The sequence below is a fragment of the Streptomyces guryensis genome (assembly GCF_021261325.1).
Classification (GTDB): Bacteria; Actinomycetota; Actinomycetes; order Streptomycetales; family Streptomycetaceae; genus Streptomyces; species Streptomyces guryensis.
This window is the reverse complement of the sequence record NZ_JAJSBI010000009.1, coordinates 211,251-231,110: the sequence shown is the minus strand read 5'-3', so window position 1 is coordinate 231,110 and position 19,860 is coordinate 211,251. Positions and strand designations below refer to the sequence as shown.

General features: G+C 71.3%; 14 protein-coding genes. 5 read left to right on the top strand and 9 right to left on the bottom strand.

Translation table 11 applies throughout. The annotated features are described in order from the left end of the window. Positions 1-4: 4 nt before the first annotated feature. From LJ657_RS20155 to LJ657_RS20130, 6 genes are all read right to left on the bottom strand, one after another. Positions 5-1,147 carry a SchA/CurD-like domain-containing protein gene (locus LJ657_RS20155; RefSeq protein WP_232650074.1) on the bottom strand — a complete coding sequence of 381 codons (1,143 nt, stop codon included), beginning with the start codon at positions 1,145-1,147 and terminating at the stop codon, positions 5-7. Positions 1,148-1,270: 123 nt separating this feature from the next. Next, positions 1,271-1,975, bottom strand: coding sequence for a class F sortase (locus LJ657_RS20150; RefSeq protein ID WP_232650072.1), 705 nt, complete (start codon positions 1,973-1,975; stop codon positions 1,271-1,273). Between the two features lie 227 nt (positions 1,976-2,202). Then, positions 2,203-2,709, bottom strand: a complete 507-nt coding sequence (locus LJ657_RS20145; RefSeq protein ID WP_232650070.1) for a hypothetical protein — start codon at positions 2,707-2,709, stop codon at positions 2,203-2,205. 161 nt (positions 2,710-2,870) lie between these two features. Then, complete coding sequence (locus LJ657_RS20140) at positions 2,871-4,586, bottom strand: FAD-dependent oxidoreductase (protein ID WP_232650068.1); 1,716 nt, start codon at positions 4,584-4,586, stop codon at positions 2,871-2,873. Between the two features lie 223 nt (positions 4,587-4,809). Next, the gene (locus LJ657_RS20135) at positions 4,810-5,544 is read right to left on the bottom strand and encodes an alpha/beta hydrolase (protein ID WP_232650066.1); all 735 of its coding nucleotides are present in this window, start codon (positions 5,542-5,544) and stop codon (positions 4,810-4,812) included. 189 nt (positions 5,545-5,733) lie between these two features. Then, a complete protein-coding gene (locus LJ657_RS20130) occupies positions 5,734-8,673 on the bottom strand; it encodes an AfsR/SARP family transcriptional regulator (RefSeq protein ID WP_232650065.1) in 2,940 nt (979 codons plus the stop codon). Between the two features lie 247 nt (positions 8,674-8,920). Here LJ657_RS20130 and LJ657_RS20125 point away from each other — a divergent pair, with 247 nt between their 5' ends. The 4 genes from LJ657_RS20125 (at position 8,921) to LJ657_RS20110 (ending at position 12,638) form a co-directional block, all read left to right on the top strand. Further along, the gene (locus LJ657_RS20125; RefSeq protein WP_232650063.1) at positions 8,921-9,640 is read left to right on the top strand and encodes an IclR family transcriptional regulator; all 720 of its coding nucleotides are present in this window, start codon (positions 8,921-8,923) and stop codon (positions 9,638-9,640) included. Positions 9,641-10,072: 432 nt separating this feature from the next. After that, a complete protein-coding gene (locus LJ657_RS20115; protein WP_232650062.1) occupies positions 10,073-11,257 on the top strand; it encodes a cytochrome P450 in 1,185 nt (394 codons plus the stop codon). Positions 11,258-11,263: 6 nt separating this feature from the next. Further along, positions 11,264-11,350: a hyalucidin A family RiPP precursor gene (locus tag LJ657_RS49500; RefSeq protein ID WP_461696010.1), complete on the top strand. Its 87-nt coding sequence runs from the start codon at positions 11,264-11,266 to the stop codon at positions 11,348-11,350. Positions 11,351-11,414: 64 nt separating this feature from the next. Further along, positions 11,415-12,638: a cytochrome P450 gene (locus LJ657_RS20110; protein WP_232650061.1), complete on the top strand. Its 1,224-nt coding sequence runs from the start codon at positions 11,415-11,417 to the stop codon at positions 12,636-12,638. 70 nt (positions 12,639-12,708) lie between these two features. On the opposite strand, the gene LJ657_RS20105 is transcribed toward LJ657_RS20110, so the two are convergent. From LJ657_RS20105 to LJ657_RS20095, 3 genes are all read right to left on the bottom strand, one after another. Then, on the bottom strand, positions 12,709-13,971 hold the full coding sequence (locus LJ657_RS20105) for an MFS transporter (RefSeq protein ID WP_232650060.1): 1,263 nt from the start codon (positions 13,969-13,971) through the stop codon (positions 12,709-12,711). Between the two features lie 132 nt (positions 13,972-14,103). Further along, a complete protein-coding gene (locus LJ657_RS20100; protein ID WP_232650058.1) occupies positions 14,104-15,933 on the bottom strand; it encodes an endo alpha-1,4 polygalactosaminidase in 1,830 nt (609 codons plus the stop codon). 144 nt (positions 15,934-16,077) lie between these two features. After that, positions 16,078-18,012 carry a glycoside hydrolase family 97 protein gene (locus LJ657_RS20095; RefSeq protein ID WP_232650057.1) on the bottom strand — a complete coding sequence of 645 codons (1,935 nt, stop codon included), beginning with the start codon at positions 18,010-18,012 and terminating at the stop codon, positions 16,078-16,080. Between the two features lie 326 nt (positions 18,013-18,338). Between LJ657_RS20095 and LJ657_RS20090 the strand changes: the two genes are divergently transcribed. After that, on the top strand, positions 18,339-19,835 hold the full coding sequence (locus LJ657_RS20090; RefSeq protein ID WP_232650055.1) for an RICIN domain-containing protein: 1,497 nt from the start codon (positions 18,339-18,341) through the stop codon (positions 19,833-19,835). The last annotated feature ends 25 nt before the right edge of the window (positions 19,836-19,860 follow it).

The window sequence follows — 19,860 nt, the reverse complement described above, 5'->3', positions numbered from 1 at the left end:
CGCTTCAGGCCTCCGGCGAGCGACGGTCGGTGACGAGGTCCATGCGGGCGAGCCCGATGAAACGCGCGAGTTCGCCGTGCCGGGGCGCGGACGCGTCGATGCGGAAGCTCGTCAGCTCGGCCGACTGACCGGGGTCCTGCAGGCCCAGGACGAGGGCGGGGTCGGCGGCCGCCAGTCCGCCGCGTACGTCGATCAGCCGTACGACGACGTCGTCGCGCTGGAAGATCGTGCTGCGCAGGATCGGGCTGCGCGGATCGTCCGCGGCGGCCTCGTCGTGCCGGGCCAGTGCCTCGGCCAGGCGCATGCCGCAGCCGGGCCGGGCCGGATAGGACAGGGCGTGCCGCTCCTCCTGCGGGTCCTGCTGCTCCAGCGTCACGTGGTGGACGGCGGGCAGTGCGGCCCGGGTGAAGAAGACGCGGGCGGACTCGGGGTCGTCGAGGTCCCGGTCCTGTTCCAGATAGGCGTTGATGGCCTCCTCGACGGCGCGCACCTCGGGCTGCCGGGCGACATGGCGCAGTGCGGCGAGCAGGTCGCCGCGCACCTCGACGGCCCGTACCACCCGGTTGCCGTGCATGAACAGCGAGGTGCGGCACAGCCGGGTGGAGTCGTCGACCTTCGGCTCGGGTGAGGCGTAGTCGGCGAGGATCTTCGCGACCTTCTCCTCGCTGCCCGGCCTGACGGTGAAGGTGAGGGCGTGCCGGATCAGGCCGTCGCCGATCCGGGGGGACGCCTGGAGCCGGCGCTTGCCGGGCTCGGCGCCGAGGGCCGGGCCGCCGGTCTCACGGACGATGTGGAAGCGCAGCGACCTGGTGTCCCGGACACAGTTGTGCAGCGGCTCCACCATCCGCACGTGTTCCTCGCTGTTCACCCAGGCGAGGAACGGCGGGGCGCTCTCCCACTCACTGGTGATGAGCCATTGGGAGGGGTTCTCGATGGACTGGCACAGCTGGTCGCTGACGTGTCCGGGGACGGAGGCGACCTGGTTGCACAGGAGCTCGTACGCCTCCAGGAACTGCTGCTGGGCTCCGTCGTAGACGTCGACCAGCAGGACGACCCGGAGTCGGGAGCCGTCGAACACGGACTGGGAGACCCGGGGCGACATCTGTCGCGCCAGCGGATCGGAAACACGTTCGGACGTGGTCGTCATCCTGCGCACATCTCCTTCAGGGGGGCGGAAGCGGACGTCGGCCGCGGTCGGCGGCGTCGGCGCTCCTCGATCGTGTGCCCGTGGCCCGGAGCGCGCGACTCGTATGGCCTACGCGGGTGATGCTCAGACGAGGTGGGCGAAGACCACCAGGTTGTCCGTGTAGTCCATGACCGACCGGTCGTAGTTGCCCGCACAGGTGATGAGCCGCACCTGGGCCTGGGGGGTGTCGTCGTACACGCGGTCGCTGGGGAAGTCGTCCTTCTCGAAGGTCTCCACGCTGTCGACCCGGAAGGTCGCCGTGCGCCCGTCGGCGCGCAGGACGTAGAAGAGATCGCCTTTGGCCAACTGGCCGAGGTTGGCGAAGACGGCCGCGGACGTCTTGGTGTCGACGTGCCCGGCGATGATCGCGGTCCCCGGCTCGCCGGGGGAGGCTCCCCCGGTGTGCCAGCCGACGAGGTTGGTGTCGGCGCCGGGGGGAGCTTGCAGCTGCCCGTTGGGGCCGATGGAGAGGCCCGTGAAGGGGGCGTCGACCCAGATCTTCGGGATGCGCAGGCGCACGGGTCTCGACCGGGGCAGGTGCTTGCCCACCGGCTGCCCGGCGGACGCGGCCGACGTGCCGGAGTGCGGGACGGACGCGGCCTGGCGCGGCGCCGACGCGGCGGGTTGCGGGCGGGTGGCGTCGGCGGCGGTGTTCTGGCCGCTGAGCAGGCTCGCCGCCAGCACCAGGCAGGCGGCGGCGCAGGCCGTCAGCACGCCCGAGCGGGGTGCCCCCGGTTCGGTGGGCGCCGGTTGGTCGTCGGAGTTGGGAGAAGGAGGAGGAACTGCCATCGGAGAGCACCTCATTCAGGCACGGCGGCAGAGCGGCGGGGGCGCTGAGCAGCGCCCCGAAGGGGCGCGGGGCCGCATCCATATGCGGCTCCGCCGCGGGACGCGACCAGCCACGATGGCGCCGCGGACGAGCGACGGCATATCGCGGCCCCGCCGGCGGAGCGCCCCGCGGCCGCCGCACAGGGCTCGGGTGACGGCCGCGGCTGCGCTGTCGCGTCGGGCACGGGTCAGGCCGTGCCCACGGCCGGCTTCTTCCGGCGCACCGCGTACAGTCCGGTCGCGACGACCCCCAGCACGGCCAGCCCACCAGCGGTCGCGGTCGGCGCTGCGAGCGCCCCGCCGCCGGTGTGCATGCCGCCCCTGGGCTTCTCGTGGTCGCCGCCGCCCCAGGAGTCGTTGCCGCGGCCGCCACCCTCGTCGTCACGGCCCTCGTGGTCACGGCCCCATGAGTCGTCCCGGTAGGTGTCCGGGTCCGTCTTGGGGTCCCGCGAGCCGCCCCAGCCTCCGTCGTCGTTCACCGCGGTCAGCGCGCCTCCACCGGTGTGCATGCCGCCGCGCGGTGCCTCGTGCCTGGACTCCTTGCCGTGCTCCTTGCCGTGTTCCTTACCGTGCTCCTTGCTGTGCGAAGAGCCGTCGTTGTCCCAGTCGCCACCACTTGCGAACGCGCCGGGCGCACCGATGGCGAGAACGGCGGAGACCGCCGCTGTGGCCAGAAAAATGCGAGCAGAACGCATAGGAACGTCCTTCCGCCAAGGACCGGCAGCTGGTACTTCATCAGCTGACTTGACCGGACCCCGACGTGAACCACCGTCAGTCAGTCGTCACCTCACCACCAGTCGGGGCGATCACCTGGGTGAAAGGCCCAGGGGTTCGCCCCGGGTACCTCTGAGGGCGATCAGGCCAGTGCCAGCACGGTGTGCAGGACCTGCCGCAGTACCGATTCGGCGTCCGGGTCCGGGCCGGGTGAGCGCCATGCGACGAACCCGTCGGGCCGGACGAGCACGGCGCCCCCGGGTGTCGTGCCGTGCCGCTCCGTCCACGGCGCATCCCCTTCCGGTACCAGTTCCGCGCCGGGGCCGCCGCCCACCCGGTACGAGCGGATCGGCACCGACATCTCCACGGCGAGGCGGCCGGCGGCCCGGTGCCATCCGCTGTCGTCGCCGGCGTCGCTGAGCAGGACCAGGGACCGTTCGTAGAGGTCGAGGGTGGAGATCCGTTCGGCGCCGTGCCGCACCCACATATGGGGGGCCCTGCTGCCGGGCTCGCCGGTCAGTTCGAGCTTCTCCGGAACGACCGCGGCCGAGGGGTCGGTGCCGACGACCGCGCCCTGCCGGTAGCGGTAGCCCAGGGCGACGTTGAGGATGCCGCGCGGGGGGCCGCCGCCGGTGTCGGGCGGCGGGGTGAATCCGGGGTGGCTGTGCTCGGCCGACCGGTCGGCGGCCCGTGCGCTGGTCGCCTCCGCGACCGGGCGGCGCTCGGCGTCGTAGGAGTCCAGCAGGTCCTCCCCTGCCCAGCCGCCGAGCACCGCGGCCAGCTTCCAGGCGAGGTTGTGCGCGTCCTGGATTCCGGTGTTGGAGCCGAAGGCCCCGGTCGGGGACATCTCGTGGGCCGAGTCCCCGGCCAGGAAGACCCGTTCGGAGCGGTAGCTGCGGGCGACGCGCTGGGCGGCGTGCCAGGGGGCCCGGCCGGTGATCTGCACGTCGAGATCCGGCACGCCGACCGCGCGGCGGATGTGCTCGGCGCACCGCTCGTCGGTGAACTCCTCCAGCGTTTCGCCGTGTTCGGGGTGCCAGGGGGCGTGGAAGACCCAGTTCTCGCGGTTGTCCACCGGGAGCAGCGCGCCGTCGGCGGCCGGGCTGGTGAGGTAGCAGACGATGAAGCGGCGCTCGCCGACGACGTCCGCCAGGCGGCGGGAGCGGAAGGTGAGGCTGACGTTGTGGAACAGGTCGCCGGGTCCGCTGTGGCCGATGCCGAGCTGCTCGCGGACGGGGCTGCGGGGGCCGTCGGCTGCGACGAGGTAGTCCGCGTGGATGGTGGTGTGCTCACCCGTCTCCCGGCTCTTGACCACCGCGGTGACTCCGGTGGGACCGCTCTCGAACGACATCAGTTCGGTGGCGAAGCGCAGGTCGCCGCCGAGGGCCGCGGCCTGTTCGAGCAGGACCGGCTCCAGGTCGTTCTGGCTGCACAGACACCAGGCGCCGGGGCTGAAGCGGGCCAGTCCGCCACCGGGGTCGATCTCCCGGAACAGCCACTCGCCCGCGTCGCCGACCAGGGTGGGGGTCTGCAGGATGCCGTGGTTGTCGGCCAGGGTGGCGGCGGCCTCGTGGATCGCCGGTTCGACGCCGGCCACCCGGAACAGTTCCATCGTGCGGATGTTGTTGCCGCGGCCGCGCGGGTGGATGGAGGTGCCGGTGTGACGCTCCACCAGCAGGTGGCGCACCCCCAGCCGCCCGAGGAACAACGAGGTCGACAGGCCGACCAGAGAGCCCCCGACGATGAGCACCGGCACCCTGTGGGTGTGGTGGCCGGTCTGATCGGCTCGTTCGTGCGTCACTCTCGCCTCCCGCGCGTGGTGCCCCGCCGTCCGGCCGCGACCGGCCGGGATCCTCATGCATGCCCCGAGAAGCGCACGGCGCCTCAGGCTTCACCCGCCTGTCACCCGGTGGGCAGGCCAAAGGACGCGGAAGGCGGGGAGTGAGTACGACGAGCGGCGATCGGGCAAGGGTGACACGCCGGTTCGGACCGCCTGCCGGTGACCCGAACGGGTGGATCACGGTCGGCCCTTCATCCGCTGTCCGACACAGACGCGCAGCTGCCGGTCGGGCGGCCCGGCCCTACTTCAGGTGCCGGGCGAAGAACCCGGCCGCGCCCTCCCCCGCGAACTGCGGGACGCCGGTGTGCCCGCCCATGTTGGCGTGCAGCGACTTCTCCTTGGATCCGAAGGCGTCGAACAGGTCCAGGGCCGCCTGCCGGTCGTTGCCTTCGTCGTCCCACTGCAGCAGGACGTGCAGCGGGATGGTGACCTGGCGGGCCTCCTCGAACATGGCGCGCGGCACGAGACTTCCGGCGAAGAAGCCGGCCGCCACGATCCGCGGCTCGACCACCGCCAGCCGGATCCCGATGGAGATCACTCCCCCCGAGTACCCGACGGGGCCGCCGATCTCAGGCAACGGCAGCAGGGCGTCCAGGGCCGCCCGCCATTCCGGGACCGCCCTCTCGACGAGCGGGAGGATGAGAGCGTCGATGAGCTCGTCGCCGACCGGTCGACCGGCCTCCCTGACCCGGCGCAGTTCGGCGCGGGCCTGCTCGGCGGCGGCCCAACGGGGCCGGTCACCGCTCCCGGGAAGCTCGATGGTGGCCGCGGCGAAGCCGTCCGCCGCGGCATGCCGGGCCCGGGCCACCAGCCGCGGGTACATCCTGCGCAGTCCGAGCGAGGGGTGGCCGAGCAGGATCAGTGACGCCGGAGCGGGCGCGGATGCGGGCGTCCACAGGATGCCGGGGATCTCGCCGAGGGTGAATTCGCGTTCGAGGACGCCGTCGTCGAGGCGATGTTCGGAAGTGAATCGCATGGTCGTGCCTTTCGGGAGTGCGCTTGGAACGGCGCTCCCGGACGACCTGTCTATCGTCCGACCGCGACCCCGGAGGGGAGCACCCATGTCGATACTGTGTTCACGGGTACCACCTCCTCGTTCTCCGGCACGGCCTCCGGAAAGCTAGCAGGGGGTCGCCATGGTCCGCCAACGGGTTTTCACTCAGGCTCACCGCCGTTCGCTCGGCAGGTGCAGAGACGGCGTACGGAGTCTGGTGCGCAGGGTGTCGGCCTCCGGCAGACCCAGTTCGTCGAACAGGTCCAGGGCGCGCCGCCGGGCGTCCAGCGCGGGTCCGGGGGCGCCCGCCTCCTCGTGGGTGTCGCCGAGGTAGGTGAGGCCGATGGCCTCGCTGCGGCGGTCGCCCGTCTTGCGGAAGAGGGCGAGGGCCCGGTCGTAGCACTCGACGGCGGTGGCGTGGCGGCCCAGGTGCCGGTGGATGTAGCCCAGGCTGTCCCAGGTGTGGGCCTGGCCGCTCAGGTCGCCCGTCGCCTGGACCAGCGGGAGGGCCCGTCGGCAGTGGTCGAGCGCCTGGCGCAGCTCGCCGAGTTCGGCGAGGTACCAGCCGATGTCGTTGAGGGCGACCGCCTGGCCGCCGCGGTCGTGGGCGAGCAGGAAGTGCTCCAGCGCGCTGCGGGCGTGCTGCAGTGCCTCACGGGGCGCTCCGTGTGCCCAGGCCATCTTGGCCAGGTTCTGGTAGGTGCGGGCCAGGCCGGCGTGGTCGTCCAGCTGCCCGAAGAGGTCGAGGGCGCGGGTGAAGTGGTGGCGGGCCCCCCGCGGGTCGCGCAGTTGGAAGCGGGCCAGCCCCAGGCCGCGGTGGCCGGCCGCCTGACCGGCCAGGTCCTCGTGGTGCACCGCCGCGTCGAGGGCGGTGGTGTGGACGTCTGTGAGGGCCTGCCAGTTGCCCTGGCGTTCCAGGAACGTGGTCAAGGTCGCGGCGAACTGCCAGGTGTAGCCGTCGAAGCCGACCCGTGGGTGCTCCACGGCTGAGAGCAGGACCGCCTGTTCGGCGATCAGCCATGCCAACGCCTCGTCGGTCTCGGCGAGTTGACGGGGCTGGGCACCGGGCTCGGCCGGGGCGAGCGTCAGCGGGTGGCGTCGCCGGGTGAGCAGGGCATCGGCCGCGTACGCGGTGTGCAGGTAGTGGTCCAGAACGCGGCGGGTCGCGGTGTGCACGGTGGTTTCGTCGTCGTGCTCGGCGACCAGTTCGAGGGCGTAGGCCCGCAGCAGGTCGTGGCAGGTGTAGCGGTGAGGGGTGTGCTCGGTCAGCAGGTGGGCCGCGGTCAGTTCCGTCACCGGTGCCCGCACCTGGCCGACCCTGGCGCCGGCGAGTGCGGCGAGGGCCGTCAGATCGGCGTCGGGGCCGGGATGCAGGCCCAGGAACCGGAACAGGCGTGACGCCTGCGGACTGAGCGTCCGGTACGACCAGTGGAACACCGTCCGTACCGCGGTGGCCGGATCACCGGTGTCCAGTGGGTCCAGGATCCGTTCGGCGGTGCGCAGTTCCTCGGCGAAGCCGGCCAGCGGCACGGCGGGGCGGGCGGCGGCGCGGGCGGCGACGACGGCGAGGGCGAGCGGCAGCCCGGCACAGCGCACGACGATCTCGTCGACGGCGGCGGCCTCGGCCGCCACCCGTGCGGCGCCCAGGCGGGCGGCGAGCAGCTCGCGGCACTCCTCGGCGGTGAGCAGGTCGAGGGCGAGCAGATGTGCTCCCTCCGCGGCGGCGAGTCCGGTCAGCGGGCTGCGGCTGCTCACCAGGGCCAGACAGCCCGGCGCGCCGGGCAGCAGCGGCCGCACCTGATCGGCGTCACGGGCGTTGTCGAGCACCACCAGGACCCGCAGGCCGGACAGCAGGCTGCGGTACAGGCCCACCTGCGCATCCAGTGACTCCGGCACCCGGGTGGCGGGCACCCCCAGCGCGTCGAGGAATCCGCGTACGGCCCGGTCCGGGGCGAGGGGCGCGCCGCCGGGGTCGAAGCCGCGCAGGTTCACATACAGCTGCCCGTCGGGAAACGCCTGGCGCACCTGCCGGGCCCAGTGCACCGCCAGCGCGGTCTTGCCCACTCCGCCCATGCCCGACAGCGCGGACACGACCACCGCCACCGGGCGTCGGGCGGCGTCCGCCAGCAGCGCGTCCAGACGGGCGAGTTCGTCGGTACGGCCGGTGAAACCCGTTACGCCCATGGGGAGTTGAGCGGGTGCGGTGCAGGGGACGCTGATGCCCGCCGGGACCGGCGCCTCCCGCGCCGCCCGGTGACCGTTGCCCGGGGCGGTTGGTGGCGGCGGGGTCGCCGACGCGGACGGAAGAGCGGTCACCGCCTCGTGTTCGTGTCCGAGAGGCTGTTCCCGGAGGATCTCCTGGTGCAGCTCCCGCAGGCGGCGGCCGGGTTCCGTGCCGAGCTCCGCCACCAGGCGCTGCCTGGTCTGCGCGTAGCAGCGCAGCGCCTCGCCGCTGTCGCCGGCCGTGTGCAGGGCCCGCATCAGGGACTCCGCGAGGGGTTCGGTCAACGGGTACTCACCCAGCAGATCGGTCAGCCGGCCCACGACGGCTGCCGGGTCGCCGCCGCGGATCTCGATGTCCGCCAGCCGCAGGGCCGCGTCCACGCGCTGTCTGCGCCAGGTCTCGCGCATCCGGGCGGGCCAGGTCCCGGGCAGACCGGCGAAGGGTTCGCCGCGCCACAGTTCGAGTGCCTCGCGCAGCAGCGCGGCACGCTTGCGGTCGGGCTGTGTGTCGTCGCGCGCCAGTGCGGCCAGACGATGGAAGCGGTGCAGGTCGATCCGGTCGGGGTCGAGGTCCAGTTGGTAGCCGCCGGAGCGGCGCAGCACCGGTAATCGTCCGTCGCCCACGTCTTCCAGGCGCTCGGCCAGCCGCCGGATGCGGGCGATGTGCGCGTACAGGGAGCGGCGCGCGCCCTCCGGCGGATCGGCGCCCCAGATCCGGTCGATGAGCACCTCGACCGGTACGAGCCGTCCGGCGTCCGCGGCCAATGCGGCCAGTACCGCCCGGCGTTGGGGCGGTCCGAGATCCACCGGCGCTTCCCGCACCAGCACTTCCACCGGTCCCGACAGACACAGCCGCAGCACTGCACCCACCCCCCGTTCACATTCCATCCACAGTCTCCTCACACTGACGAGCAGGGCGACAAGCTTTCGGCAAAATCTCGGCCCACCCCCGCCCCCCACCCTGACGGGAGCGACGCCCGCGCCGGTACGACAGCACGGCGCACGCGCGACCGCGACCCGCACAGTCACTGAACGGGGCTCACGTGAACACGGGGGTTGACACGTGCATCGATCGAACACGGCGATTGCGACCGCCTCTGCGCCTGCCCGGATCGGACCGCTGAACAGCGCGCCCTTGCCCGGCCCGGACGGTCCGCTGTCCGCGACGGCCGGTCGCAGTGTCCTGGAGGGCGCCTTCGCCCTGCTGCACGCCCTGCGCCAGGAGGAGGGGGCCGGCGTGACCGTGCTGGCCTCGACGTGTGGGCTGCCCAAGACGACCGCCTACCGGCTGCTCGACCAGCTCGTGGAGCTGGGGGCCGTCGAACGCAGTGCGGGCCACTACCGCATCGGCCCGGGCATGTTCCGACTGGGCCATGGCTGGCAGCCCTACCCGGGCCTCCGGTCGGCCGCCGAGCGTCCCCTGCGGCGGCTGGCGGCCGTCACCGGCATGACGGTCGGCCTCGCCGTGCTGCACGAGGGGCAGACGCTGGTCCTGAACTGGTCGACCACCGCGGACGTCCCGCCGCCCCTGCCCGACGACCGCCAGACCTGGCCGTGGCACACGGCGGCCGGCAAGGTGCTGACCGCCTGGGCCCAGCCCGCCCTGCCGCTCGGTCCGCTGCCCCGGGGCTGGCCGAACGAGGCCGCGCGGATCCGGGAGTCCGGCGCCGCGTACGACCGGGAGGAGGTGCTGGAGGGGGTGTGCTGCACCGCCGTACCCGTCCACACGGCGCACGGCGTCCCGGTGGCGGCGCTGAGCGTCCTGACCGACCCGGACCACCGACTGGAACGCCTCGCCGACCCGGCCCGCCGCGCGGCGGCAGCCATCACGGCGGGACTCGCCCGTCACCGCTGAGACCCGGTGAACGAGCATCTGCCCATTGGGCACACGCTGCAGCAACCGCCGCCTGCCAGGCATCCACCCCGGAGACCGCAACGCAGGCGGGGGCTGGTCCACCGGGCCCGCCGCCCCAACGGGCAAACTCCCACGCCCGGGCAGCGACACCCCGCCCCGGACCGGCACCGCACCCGGGACCGCCGCCCCCGGCCCCTCTGGCGCGGCGCCGGTACCCGCGTCCGTGGCACCAGGGTGAGCGCCGGTCGGGCGGCCGTCGCTCGGACGACGGCGGCCGGCGCACCGCAGGCCCACGAGTTGCCGCGCCGTTCCGCTCAGCGGCACAGCAGGCGACAGCGCGGCGCCCGCTCAGCAGGCTGTTCCCGTCGGCCGCAGGCCACGCACACCGGTCCCCGCGGACCGCCATCCGCACCACCACCTATGGAGGGCCCCATGGAGTCGACGCCGGCACGTCCCGTGAACAGCGGGGGCCCATGCCGCCGCGGCGACCGGCTGGCCCTGCTGGCAGCGGAGTTCGACGGTGTGCACGACGTGTGGCGCTCGGCCATGGGCGCGGTGTGCGTGGCCGAGCCCGAGGCGGTCCGGGCGGTGCTGGGCAACCGGCACGGCGCCGTCGCCGAGACGTCCGACTTCTTCCACAACCGGCACGGCGTCTTCGGGCCGCGTTCCGCGCAGATCGGCATCGGCCGTGCGGCCCGACACCTGATACGCGGTCATCTCGACGCGCGGCGGGCGGAGTTGCCCCGGCTGGTCGCCGAGCGGCTCGCGCCGTACAGCGAGTGGCCGGATGCCGGGAACCTGCTGGTGCTGCGGCATCTGCGCGAGGTGCTGCTGCACCATGATGCCCCGGCCGACCTGCACACGACCGTGGAGGCGATCGTCGCCCGCGCGGTCCTGGCGGGTGCGCGACGGCGCCACTCGGCCGCCTCCCGGCTACTCTTCCGCCGCCGTGCGCTGCGGACGCTGCACTGGGAGATGTGCGTCCGGCAGGAGGCACTGCGGCAGCACGGCGGCGCCGAGCCGCGCGACCTCGTCGACGTCGTCGTCGGCGGAGGCGGCCCGACGGCGGATCCGTACGATCTCGTCGAGGTCTACCTGTCGTTCCTGTTCGCCGCGGTCGGGTCGGTCGGCTTCGCGCTGGGCTGGTCCGTCTACCTGCTGGGTACCCACCCCGACCGCGCCGCGGCCGACCCGAGCTGGACCGTGCGTGAGGCACTGCGGCTGTGGCCGGTGGCGTGGCTGTTCGCCCGCACGCCGAGCCGGGTGCAGGAGCTGGGCGGGACACGGGTGACGACCCGGGACCGGCTCGCGGTGTGCAGCTATCTGGTCCACCGGCATCCCGGGTACTGGGAACGGCCCGACGAGTTCCTCCCGCAGCGCTGGGCCGCGGGGGTGCCCGACGCCGCCTACCTGCCGTTCGGACTCGGGCCGCACACCTGCGCGGGCGCGACCGTCACCGTACGGCTGCTGGAGGATCTCGTCGGCCTTCTCTCCCGTGACTGGCGCGTGTCGGTCACCCCCCATGACGGCGGCGGGCCCCAGGTGGGTCCGGCGCTGGCTCCGCCGCGGTTCACCGCGACGCTGAGCCTTCCCGACGGCTGCCCGGAAAGGAGGTGAACCACCATGCGCGCGCTGTACCTCAAGGCGAAGTCGGTCCTCAACATCCGAGGCCAGTACGAATACTTCTGGTACCTGTACCACCACATCTGACCGGCCCGCGCGGGGAGACGCCAGGAGGTCGGCTCCCCGCGCCCCACGAGGGGAAACGTGCACGATGACCACCCCGCAACACCCCGAGGACTTCCTGCGTTTCATGCGGATGCGCAGCGCCCAGGAGAACGGGATCTTCTGGGTGGACGACCAGCGGCTCGGCGTGTTCGAACCGGAGGCGGCACGCCACGTCAGCGCCACGAACTGGCACCGGTTCGTGATGCACGACCGCCTCGTCGACATGGTGCGCCGACGCCGCAGCCCGGAGATGCGGTGGAGCCGTATCCGCTCCGCGTGGCTGACCCAGCTGCACACCCTCGCGACGGCCGAACACCACGGCCGGCTGATCGAGCGCATGGAGCGGATCATGGACGCCCGGGTCGGGCAGGACGTCGACCTGACCATGCTCACTCAGGAGGTGACGCTGCGCTCGCTGCTGCCCGTCGCGCTGACCGGCCTCACCTCCGGCGAGGCGGAACTGGTGCGCCGGGACCTGGAGATGAAGCTGCTGCGACTGGTCTCGCCCGAACCCGGCAGCACCTGGCACCATCTGCGGTTCATCGGCGTCCAGATACGGTCGGGGCTGGTGGTGCGCCGGGTGCTGCGGCAGCGCGCCCGTGGCCGGCGACGCCGCGAGGCGGACCTCGCCGACCCCTTCGTGGACCTGCTGCCGGAGCTCGGCATGGACCGCGCGCTGGATGTCGTCACCGCCGTCCTGACCGCCATCGGGGGCCCGCCGGGGACCGCCGCCGCGAGCCTGTTGTACGAGTTCGTCCGGCATCCCGAGTGGCAGCAGCGGCTCGGCGAGGAGCTGAGCGGCGTGGATCCGGCGGAATTCCGCGCGGCGCCCACCCGTGTGGCCCCGGTGACCCACCGGTTCGTGAAAGAGGTGCTGCGGATGTGGAGCCCGCCGCTGCTGCTGGTGCGCCGCTCCAAGTTCGCCTTCGACCTGGGAGCCACCCGCCTGGAGCCGGGGCAGTGGTATCTGCTGAGCCCGCACATGATCCACCGTGACGAGCGGATCTGGAAACAGCCCGACGTCTTCGATCCGGACCGTTTCCTGCCAGGCGCACCGCACGGTCCGGCGGACCGCACCTGTTATGTGCCGTTCGGATGGGCGCCGAAGAAGTGCATCGGCGCGAATCTCGGCACGGTTCAGCTGATGGCCCTGTGTCACCTGCTGTGCACGCGCTACCGGCTGGAGGTGGCACGGCCGGAGAACATCACCATGGCCCTCCGGTTCGCTCCGGTGCCGGAGAACTTCCGCGGTCGGCTGACTCTGCGGTGAGCTGAGGCGGAGGCGGAGGCGGAGGCGGAGGCGGAGGCGGGCGGAACGCAGGGGGCCGATCGGTGTTCCGCTAGGCGGTGTCCGCCGTCGCGGTGCTCGGGACGTGCGTGCCGGTGCTGCCGAACCGGATGCCCTTGGCCTCCTTGCCGACAGCGCTCAGGGCGATCACCACGGCCAGGGCGGGCACCACGGTCCATGTCATCGCCGCCGGATACCCGTGCCGCTCGGCGATGGCCTCCTGGATCGGCAGGTTGAGGGCGGCGATCAGGTTCCCCAACTGGTAGGTGACGCCCGGGTAGAAACCCCGGACCGCGTCCGGGCTCATCTCCGTCAGATGCGCGGGGATGACGCCCCAGGCGCCCTGGACGCACACCTGCATCAGGAAGGAGGAGAGCATCAGCCAGCCCACGGCGGTGGACAGCACGAAGAAGGGCACCACGGCCAGGCCCCCCGCCGCAGCGACCATGATCGTGCGGCGGCGCCCCAGCCTCTCGGAGTAGGCGCCGAGCACCATGCCTCCGATGATGGCGCCGATGTTGTAGACGACTGCGATGGCGATCGCGGTGTCCGGGGACAGGCCCAGGCCCTTCTTGACGAAGGTCGGGTAGACGTCCTGGGTGCCGTGCGACATCCAGTTGAAGGCGGTCATCAGCGCGACCAGGTAGACGAAGCGCTTGAGCACCGCCGGGTTCTTGAACACCTGGTACGCGGGGGTGCGGTTGAGCGCCACGCCCTTCTCCCACACCTCGCTCTCCTCGACCCTGGTGCGCACCCACAGGGCGACCAGGGCGGGTATCAGGCTGAAGGCGAACAACCCGCGCCAGCCGAAGGCCGGTTCGATGCCGAAGAAGGCCACGGCGGCGAGCAGATACCCCAGCGAGTAACCGCTCTGCAGCAGGCCCGACCAGAAACCGCGCCGCTCGGCCGGGATCTTCTCCATGGCAAGCGCCGCGCCCAGGCCCCACTCGCCGCCCATGCCGATGCCGTACAGCAGGCGCAGCACCAGCAGCACGGCGTAGTTGGGTGCGAAGGCGCAGGCGAACCCGACGACCGAGTAGAAGCACACGTCCACCATCAGCGGGAGCCGTCGGCCCTTGCGGTCCGCCCACATGCCGAAGAGCAGCGCACCGACCGGACGCATCACCAGGGTGGCGGTGGTGAGGAAGGCCATGTCGGTGAGGGAGACATGGAAGTCGTCGGCGATCTCGCTGTAGACGAGAACCACCAGGAAGTAGTCGAAGGCGTCCATCGCCCAGCCCAGGTAGGCGGCGACAAAAGCATTGCGCTGATCTTTGGTGAGACCCGATGCCTGCTCGCGGACGGTCTTCAGCATGCCTGCCCTTCCCACGGCTCCGCAGGTGAGGCTAGGTCCGGGCGGCCGAGCGGGCAACGCAAGCACAGGCAAAGCACCAACCACAATTCCCCAAAACCGACCCGCAGTTCACATGGGGTGGATGGCCGGGCGTCAACAGGTCTTGTGGACGTAGCCGCTGGAACCCTTGGGCACGACCTCTTCGTCGCGGCGGACGACGCTCAGGGAACTGCCCCAGCCCGAGCACGCCTTCGCCATGCCCTTCGCCGTGTACTCGACCACGAGCACGTTGTCGCCGAACGCCTCGGCGAACTCTCCGCACTCGTTCCACTCTGCGCACTCCTCCACCATGGCGAAGTCCAGGCCCACGGACGTACGGTCGGAGACGAGCTCAAGCGCGTTCTTCTGGGCGATGGCCAGGCCCTTGTGGTGGGCGTGTGCCGACAGCAGCTTCATCAACGCCTCGGCCTGACCGGACTTGAGGTATTGCGGGTAGCGGGTGAAGGTGTCGTAGTTGTCGGGCTCGACGGCCTTGTACCCCTTGGCCGCGCACTCGTCGATCCAGCTGTTCAGCTTGGCGGCGATGCGCTGCCGCTTGGCGTCCGTGCGGATGTCCAGGATCGCCTCGTCCCAGGCCTTGTCGTACACGACACTCGCCTTGGCGTCGTGCAGCATCAGGTCGGAGTCCCACTCGCGCTCCGCGCCCGCCTGCACCTGGAAGGCGTTGATGTTGCAGATGCTGTAGACGCCGGGCACGGGCTCGCTGTCGTGGTCGCGACTGACCACCCGCACACCGGCCGCCGGGGCGTACGCGCCGCCGATCTGGTAGTCCCACGGCACGTGTTTCGGCGGCAGCGTCACCGCGGCGCCGGACGCGGGGACCGCCGTGGTCCCGGACCCGGACGCGGTGGGCGACGGGGAGGCGTCGTCCTGGTGCGATCCGGCTCTCATCGCCGCGATGCTCACCCCGGTGACGGCAAGGACCGCGGCGATGCCGATGAGGACGCGCCGTCGCCGGGGTCCATGACCGGTCCGGGTGGGGACCGCTTCCGTCCTCCCCTCGTCGGCGGCCGGGCCCGGCGCGACGGGGTGGGCACGGGAGGCGCGGCGGTCGGCTTCCGCGGAGTCGGAGACGCCCGGTGCGACCGGGACGACCGACACGACCGACGGTACGTCGGAAGCCGGCAGCTCCCGGAGCATACGGCGTACTTCGTCGAGGCCGGGCCGGGCGGCCGGGTCCTTGTCCAGGCAGCGTTCGGCGATGCTGCGGAGCGGTTCGGCCACTCCGTTCAGGTCCGGCGCCTCGTACATCACCTGATAGCCCGTCAAGTACGGGCTGCTGCCGTCGAACGGCCTGTTGCCGGTGGCCGCGTACACCAGCACCGACCCGAGCGAGAAGACGTCCGAGGCCCCGGTGACCTCGCGCGGCGCGGCGAACTGCTCCGGAGACATGAAGGGCGGGGTGCCGATCAGCCGGCCGGTCATGGTGAGGGCCTCGTTGTCGACGGCGTGCGAGATGCCGAAGTCGATGACTCGGGGTCCGTCCTCGGCGATCAGAATGTTGCTCGGCTTCAGATCGCGGTGCACCATGCCCACCCGGTGGATGTCCCGCAGCGCCTCGACCAGGCCCAGTGCGAGCACACGCAACGCGCGTCCATGCAACGGGCCGTCCTGGGCCACGGCGTCCGACAGCGTGCGGCCAGGGACGTACAGCGTCGCCATCCAGGGCTGTTCGGCGTCCGGATCGGCGTCCACCACCGGGGCGGTGAACGCGCCGCTGACCCGGCGGGCCGCCGCGACCTCCTGCCGGAAACGCGTCCGGAACTCCTCGTCCTGCGCGTACTGCGCGTGCACGACCTTGACCGCGACCTGCCGTCCCGAGTCCGACGAGCCCAGATAGACGATGCCCATGCCGCCGCTGCCGAGCCGGTCGACCAGCGCATAGCCGCCTACGGACTCCGGATCGCCGAGGCTCAGCGACATCGCGAGTCACCTTTCCCATGTGCCGCGCTTCGAAGAGCTGTTCAGTTACATCAGAAGATCAGCCTAGTACCGGGACTGCTGAGTCTGGTGTGCAACCCCGACGCGGAGGATGTGTGACTCCGAGGTCAAGCGCCTCATGTGAAGTCAGTTCGGCTTGAGCACCACCGCCTGTCCACCGGAGGGGGCCATGGCCATGCTGAGCACGGTGGCCGAGGTGACGGTCCGGGTGCTCTTCACCACAGGGGTCTGGTAGGCGGAGGTGCCGGGCGTGCCGTCGGCGTAGACCGTCGCCGTCCAGTCGCCGCTGCCCAGGAAGGACAGCGGGAGCGACAGCGTCCGGGCCGACTCGTCGGTCATCGCGGCCAGGTACCAGGTGGTGCCCTTGCGGCGGGCGACCGCGACGTACTGGCCGATCGACCCGTCGAGGGTGCGGCTCTCGTCCCAGGTGGTGGGGATGGAGTCGAACCATGGCAGGCCGGGCCAGTTGGCGGTGTTGGCGTACTTGGACGGTGAGTCGTACCAGTAGAGGAAGTTCAGCGGCTGGTAGTAGACCGCGGCCATCGCCATCTGGTGGACGTCGGTGGTCTGGTCGCGGGACTGCCCGTAGCAGATCGTGTAGTCCATCGGGCCGCCGATGTTCCGGGCGAACGGCAGAGTGACGTTGTGCGAGGCGGTCGGGAAGTGCTCGTTGCCCCGCACGCCCTCCAGGCTGACCCAGTTGGGGTAGGTCCGCTCGTAGCCGAACGGCCGTACGTCGTCGTGCATGTCGATCAGCAGGCTGTGCGCGGCCGCGGTCTTCGCCCAACCGGTGATCTGGTTGGTCATGGCCTGGGTGCCGTCGTTGATGAAGCCGAGTTTCACGCCCGTGACGCCCCAGCTGCGGTAGAGGGCGAAGAGGGTGTCGGGGCTGGTCAGCGCGATGCGGTTGACGTAGAGGAGGACTCCGACGCCCTTGCTCGTGGCGTAGGAGATCACCGACGGAAGGTCGATGGCGTCGATCGGCCTGGTGGCGTCGGTGGTGCTGCCCTCCGGCCCGTACCAGCCCGCGTCGTACTCGATGTACTGCAGCCCGCGGGCGACGGCGAAGTCGACGCCCGCCGTGCCGTCGGCGGTGGTCAGGTTGCAGCGGAAGACCTTGCCGGGCTTGATCCACGAGGTGTCGGCCAGCGCGCTCGCGGGAGCGAGGTTGAGCACCAGCTCGGCGTTGTCGACCAGTTCGGCGTGGGTGGAGCCGGTGACCAGCACGCGCCAGGGGGTGGCGAACGGGGTGGTCACCGTGGAGGCTGTCTGGACCGTCCCGCTCCCGCGGGCGGTGTGCTCCATCAGGAAGGCGGCCAGCGTGTTGGGCTGCCCCGAGACCGAACTGAGCATCAGCCGCGGGAAGTTGACTCGCGACGACTCGCAGACGCAGGCGATCAGACCGCCGCTCGCGTACGTGGCCGTCAGCGGGAGGTCCGTCAGCGGGCCGGTGTCGGTGCTGGAGCTCCCGGTGGACGGGATCGCGCCGGGGACGACGGGGTTGTACACGTCCTCGTCCCGGGCGCTGTAGACGAGTGTGCTGTCAGGGAGGACGAACGTCGTCAGCTCGTCGGCGATCGTGGCGGTGCCCTTGTCGAGCAACACGTACCGGAAGGCGACGCCGGTGGGGTAGGCGCGGATCTGGACGCTGAAGTCGGTGAGTGTGGCGGTGTCCTGGAGGTTCCAGCGCATCTCCTGGTACCAGTCGCGGACGGTCGCGTTGCGGCCGTAGACCGGGGTCCAGGTGTTGCTGGTGGTCCAGTGCTGGTAGCTGGTGACGACCGTGCCGCTGCGGCCGAGCATCGTCCCGTCGCTCAGCCGCAGGCCGAGGGCCGAGCTGTCGACGACGGTCGCGCCCCCGCGCCTGGCCGACCAGCTCAGGACGCCCCCGGTCAGCGACATCGTGATGGTGGTGCTGCCGTCGGGGGCCGTGGCGGTGACCGAGGCGTCCGCCGCGGCGGCCGTGCCCGTCGCGCCGATCGCCACGGCGGCTGCGCCGGCGGCGACCGCCGCACCCCTGAGCAGTCCACGCCGGGACACCGGGCGTGCTGGAACCTGCATGGCGCGTACCTCTCGACTCAACACAACCGAACAGTAACCAACGACTTCCCACCGATAACGGGCAGTTGTACGGCAGTGCGGGTACCAGGTCAACAGTCCGGTCGGCGCCACTTATCGGGCTTCCGTCATGAACAAACAAAATCGATCGCTTCTCTTGACACCGTGACGCCCAGGAAGCTCTCATTTCCCACTGAACATCGCAGCCGCTTCCGCACGTTCGCCGCGTTCGTCGTTCTTCGCAGCATTCACTCCCTTCTCGGCATGCCGTCAGGCAGTCGCGTCGTGCGGACGACGGCCATGTCAGGACCTCGAAGGAGAGGCAGAGCATGTCGAATCGAGCACCCCACCACGGACCCGCGCGTGACCGGTCGCGGGCAGCCGTCGCCGCGTTCCTCACCCTGCTCGGATGCCTCGCGGCCGTGCTGCTGCCCGCCGCGCCCGCCAGTGCCGCCTCCGCCTCCTTCACTCTGGGCGCCACCAGGACCGACCAGAACGGCAACACGCTCCAGCTGCACGGCCTGGGCATCATCAAGGTCGGCAGCACCTGGTACGGCTTCGGCGAGGACAAGACCGGGGAGACCTCGTCCGACACGTCCTTCCAGGACATCCCCTGCTACACCTCCACCGACCTGTCCAGCTGGACGTACCAGGGCGTGGCCCTGGCCAAGCAGGCAAGCGGCGATCTCGGTCCGAGCCGGATCGTGGAGCGGCCGAAGGTCATCTACAACGCGTCGACCAGCACGTACGTGATGTACATGCACATCGACAGCACCAACTACGGCGACGCGCGGGTCGGGGTGGCCACCAGCAGCACCCCGTGCGGGCCCTACAGCTACCGGGGCAGCTTCCGCCCGATGGGCAACCTGAGCCGTGACATGAACCTCTTCCAGGACACCGACGGCACCGGCTATCTGCTGAGCGAGGACCGCAACAACGGCCTGCACATCTACAAGCTCTCCGCCGACTACCTCTCCGTGGACAGCGCGGTGGCCCTGCTGGGCGGCAGCGGCTCGGCCAGCTTCGAGGCGCCCGCCATGGTGAAGAGCAACGGCACGTACTACCTGCTGGCCTCCCACCTGACCGGCTGGAGCACCAACGACAACGTCTACACCACCGCCACGTCACTGAGCGGAACCTGGGCGCCGATGCGGAACTTCGCGGCACCGGGCACCCACACGTACAACAGCCAGACGGCGAACATCATCACCGTGCAGGGCAGTTCGGGCACCACGTACATCTACGCGGGCGACCGGTGGAACGCCAGTGATCTCGGCAACTCCCAGCTGATCTGGCTGCCGATGACCATCCGCGGCACCGTGGTCAACGTGGGGCAGTACCCGAGCTGGTCCCTCGACGCCACCGCCGGGACCTGGACCCCCGATTCCGGTGTGCCCACCAACGCGGTGCACACCCTCACCGACGCGGGCAGCTCCATGCTGATGGACGTCGCCGGCGGGTCAACCGCCACCGGTGCCAAGGTCATCCAGTGGCAGTCCAACGGCGGTGACAACCAGAAGTGGACGCTGAACCGGGTGGCGGACAACGTCTACACGCTCGTCAGCGTCAAGAGCGGCCTGTGCCTGGACGTACCGAACAAGTCGACCGCGGAGAACGTCCAGTTGCAGCAGTGGACCTGCAACGGCGGCGCCAACCAGCAGTTCGCCGCCGACCTCGTGGGCAGCCTCACCGGCACCAAGTTCATGCTGGTCAACGTCAACAGCGGGCTGAACATCGGGGTGGACTCCTCCTCCACCACGGCCGGCGCCGGCGTCGTCCAGCTGACCGGCACCGGTGCCACCAGCCAGCAGTGGACGCTCTCCTGACGGTTCATCACCCCCCTGCCGTCGC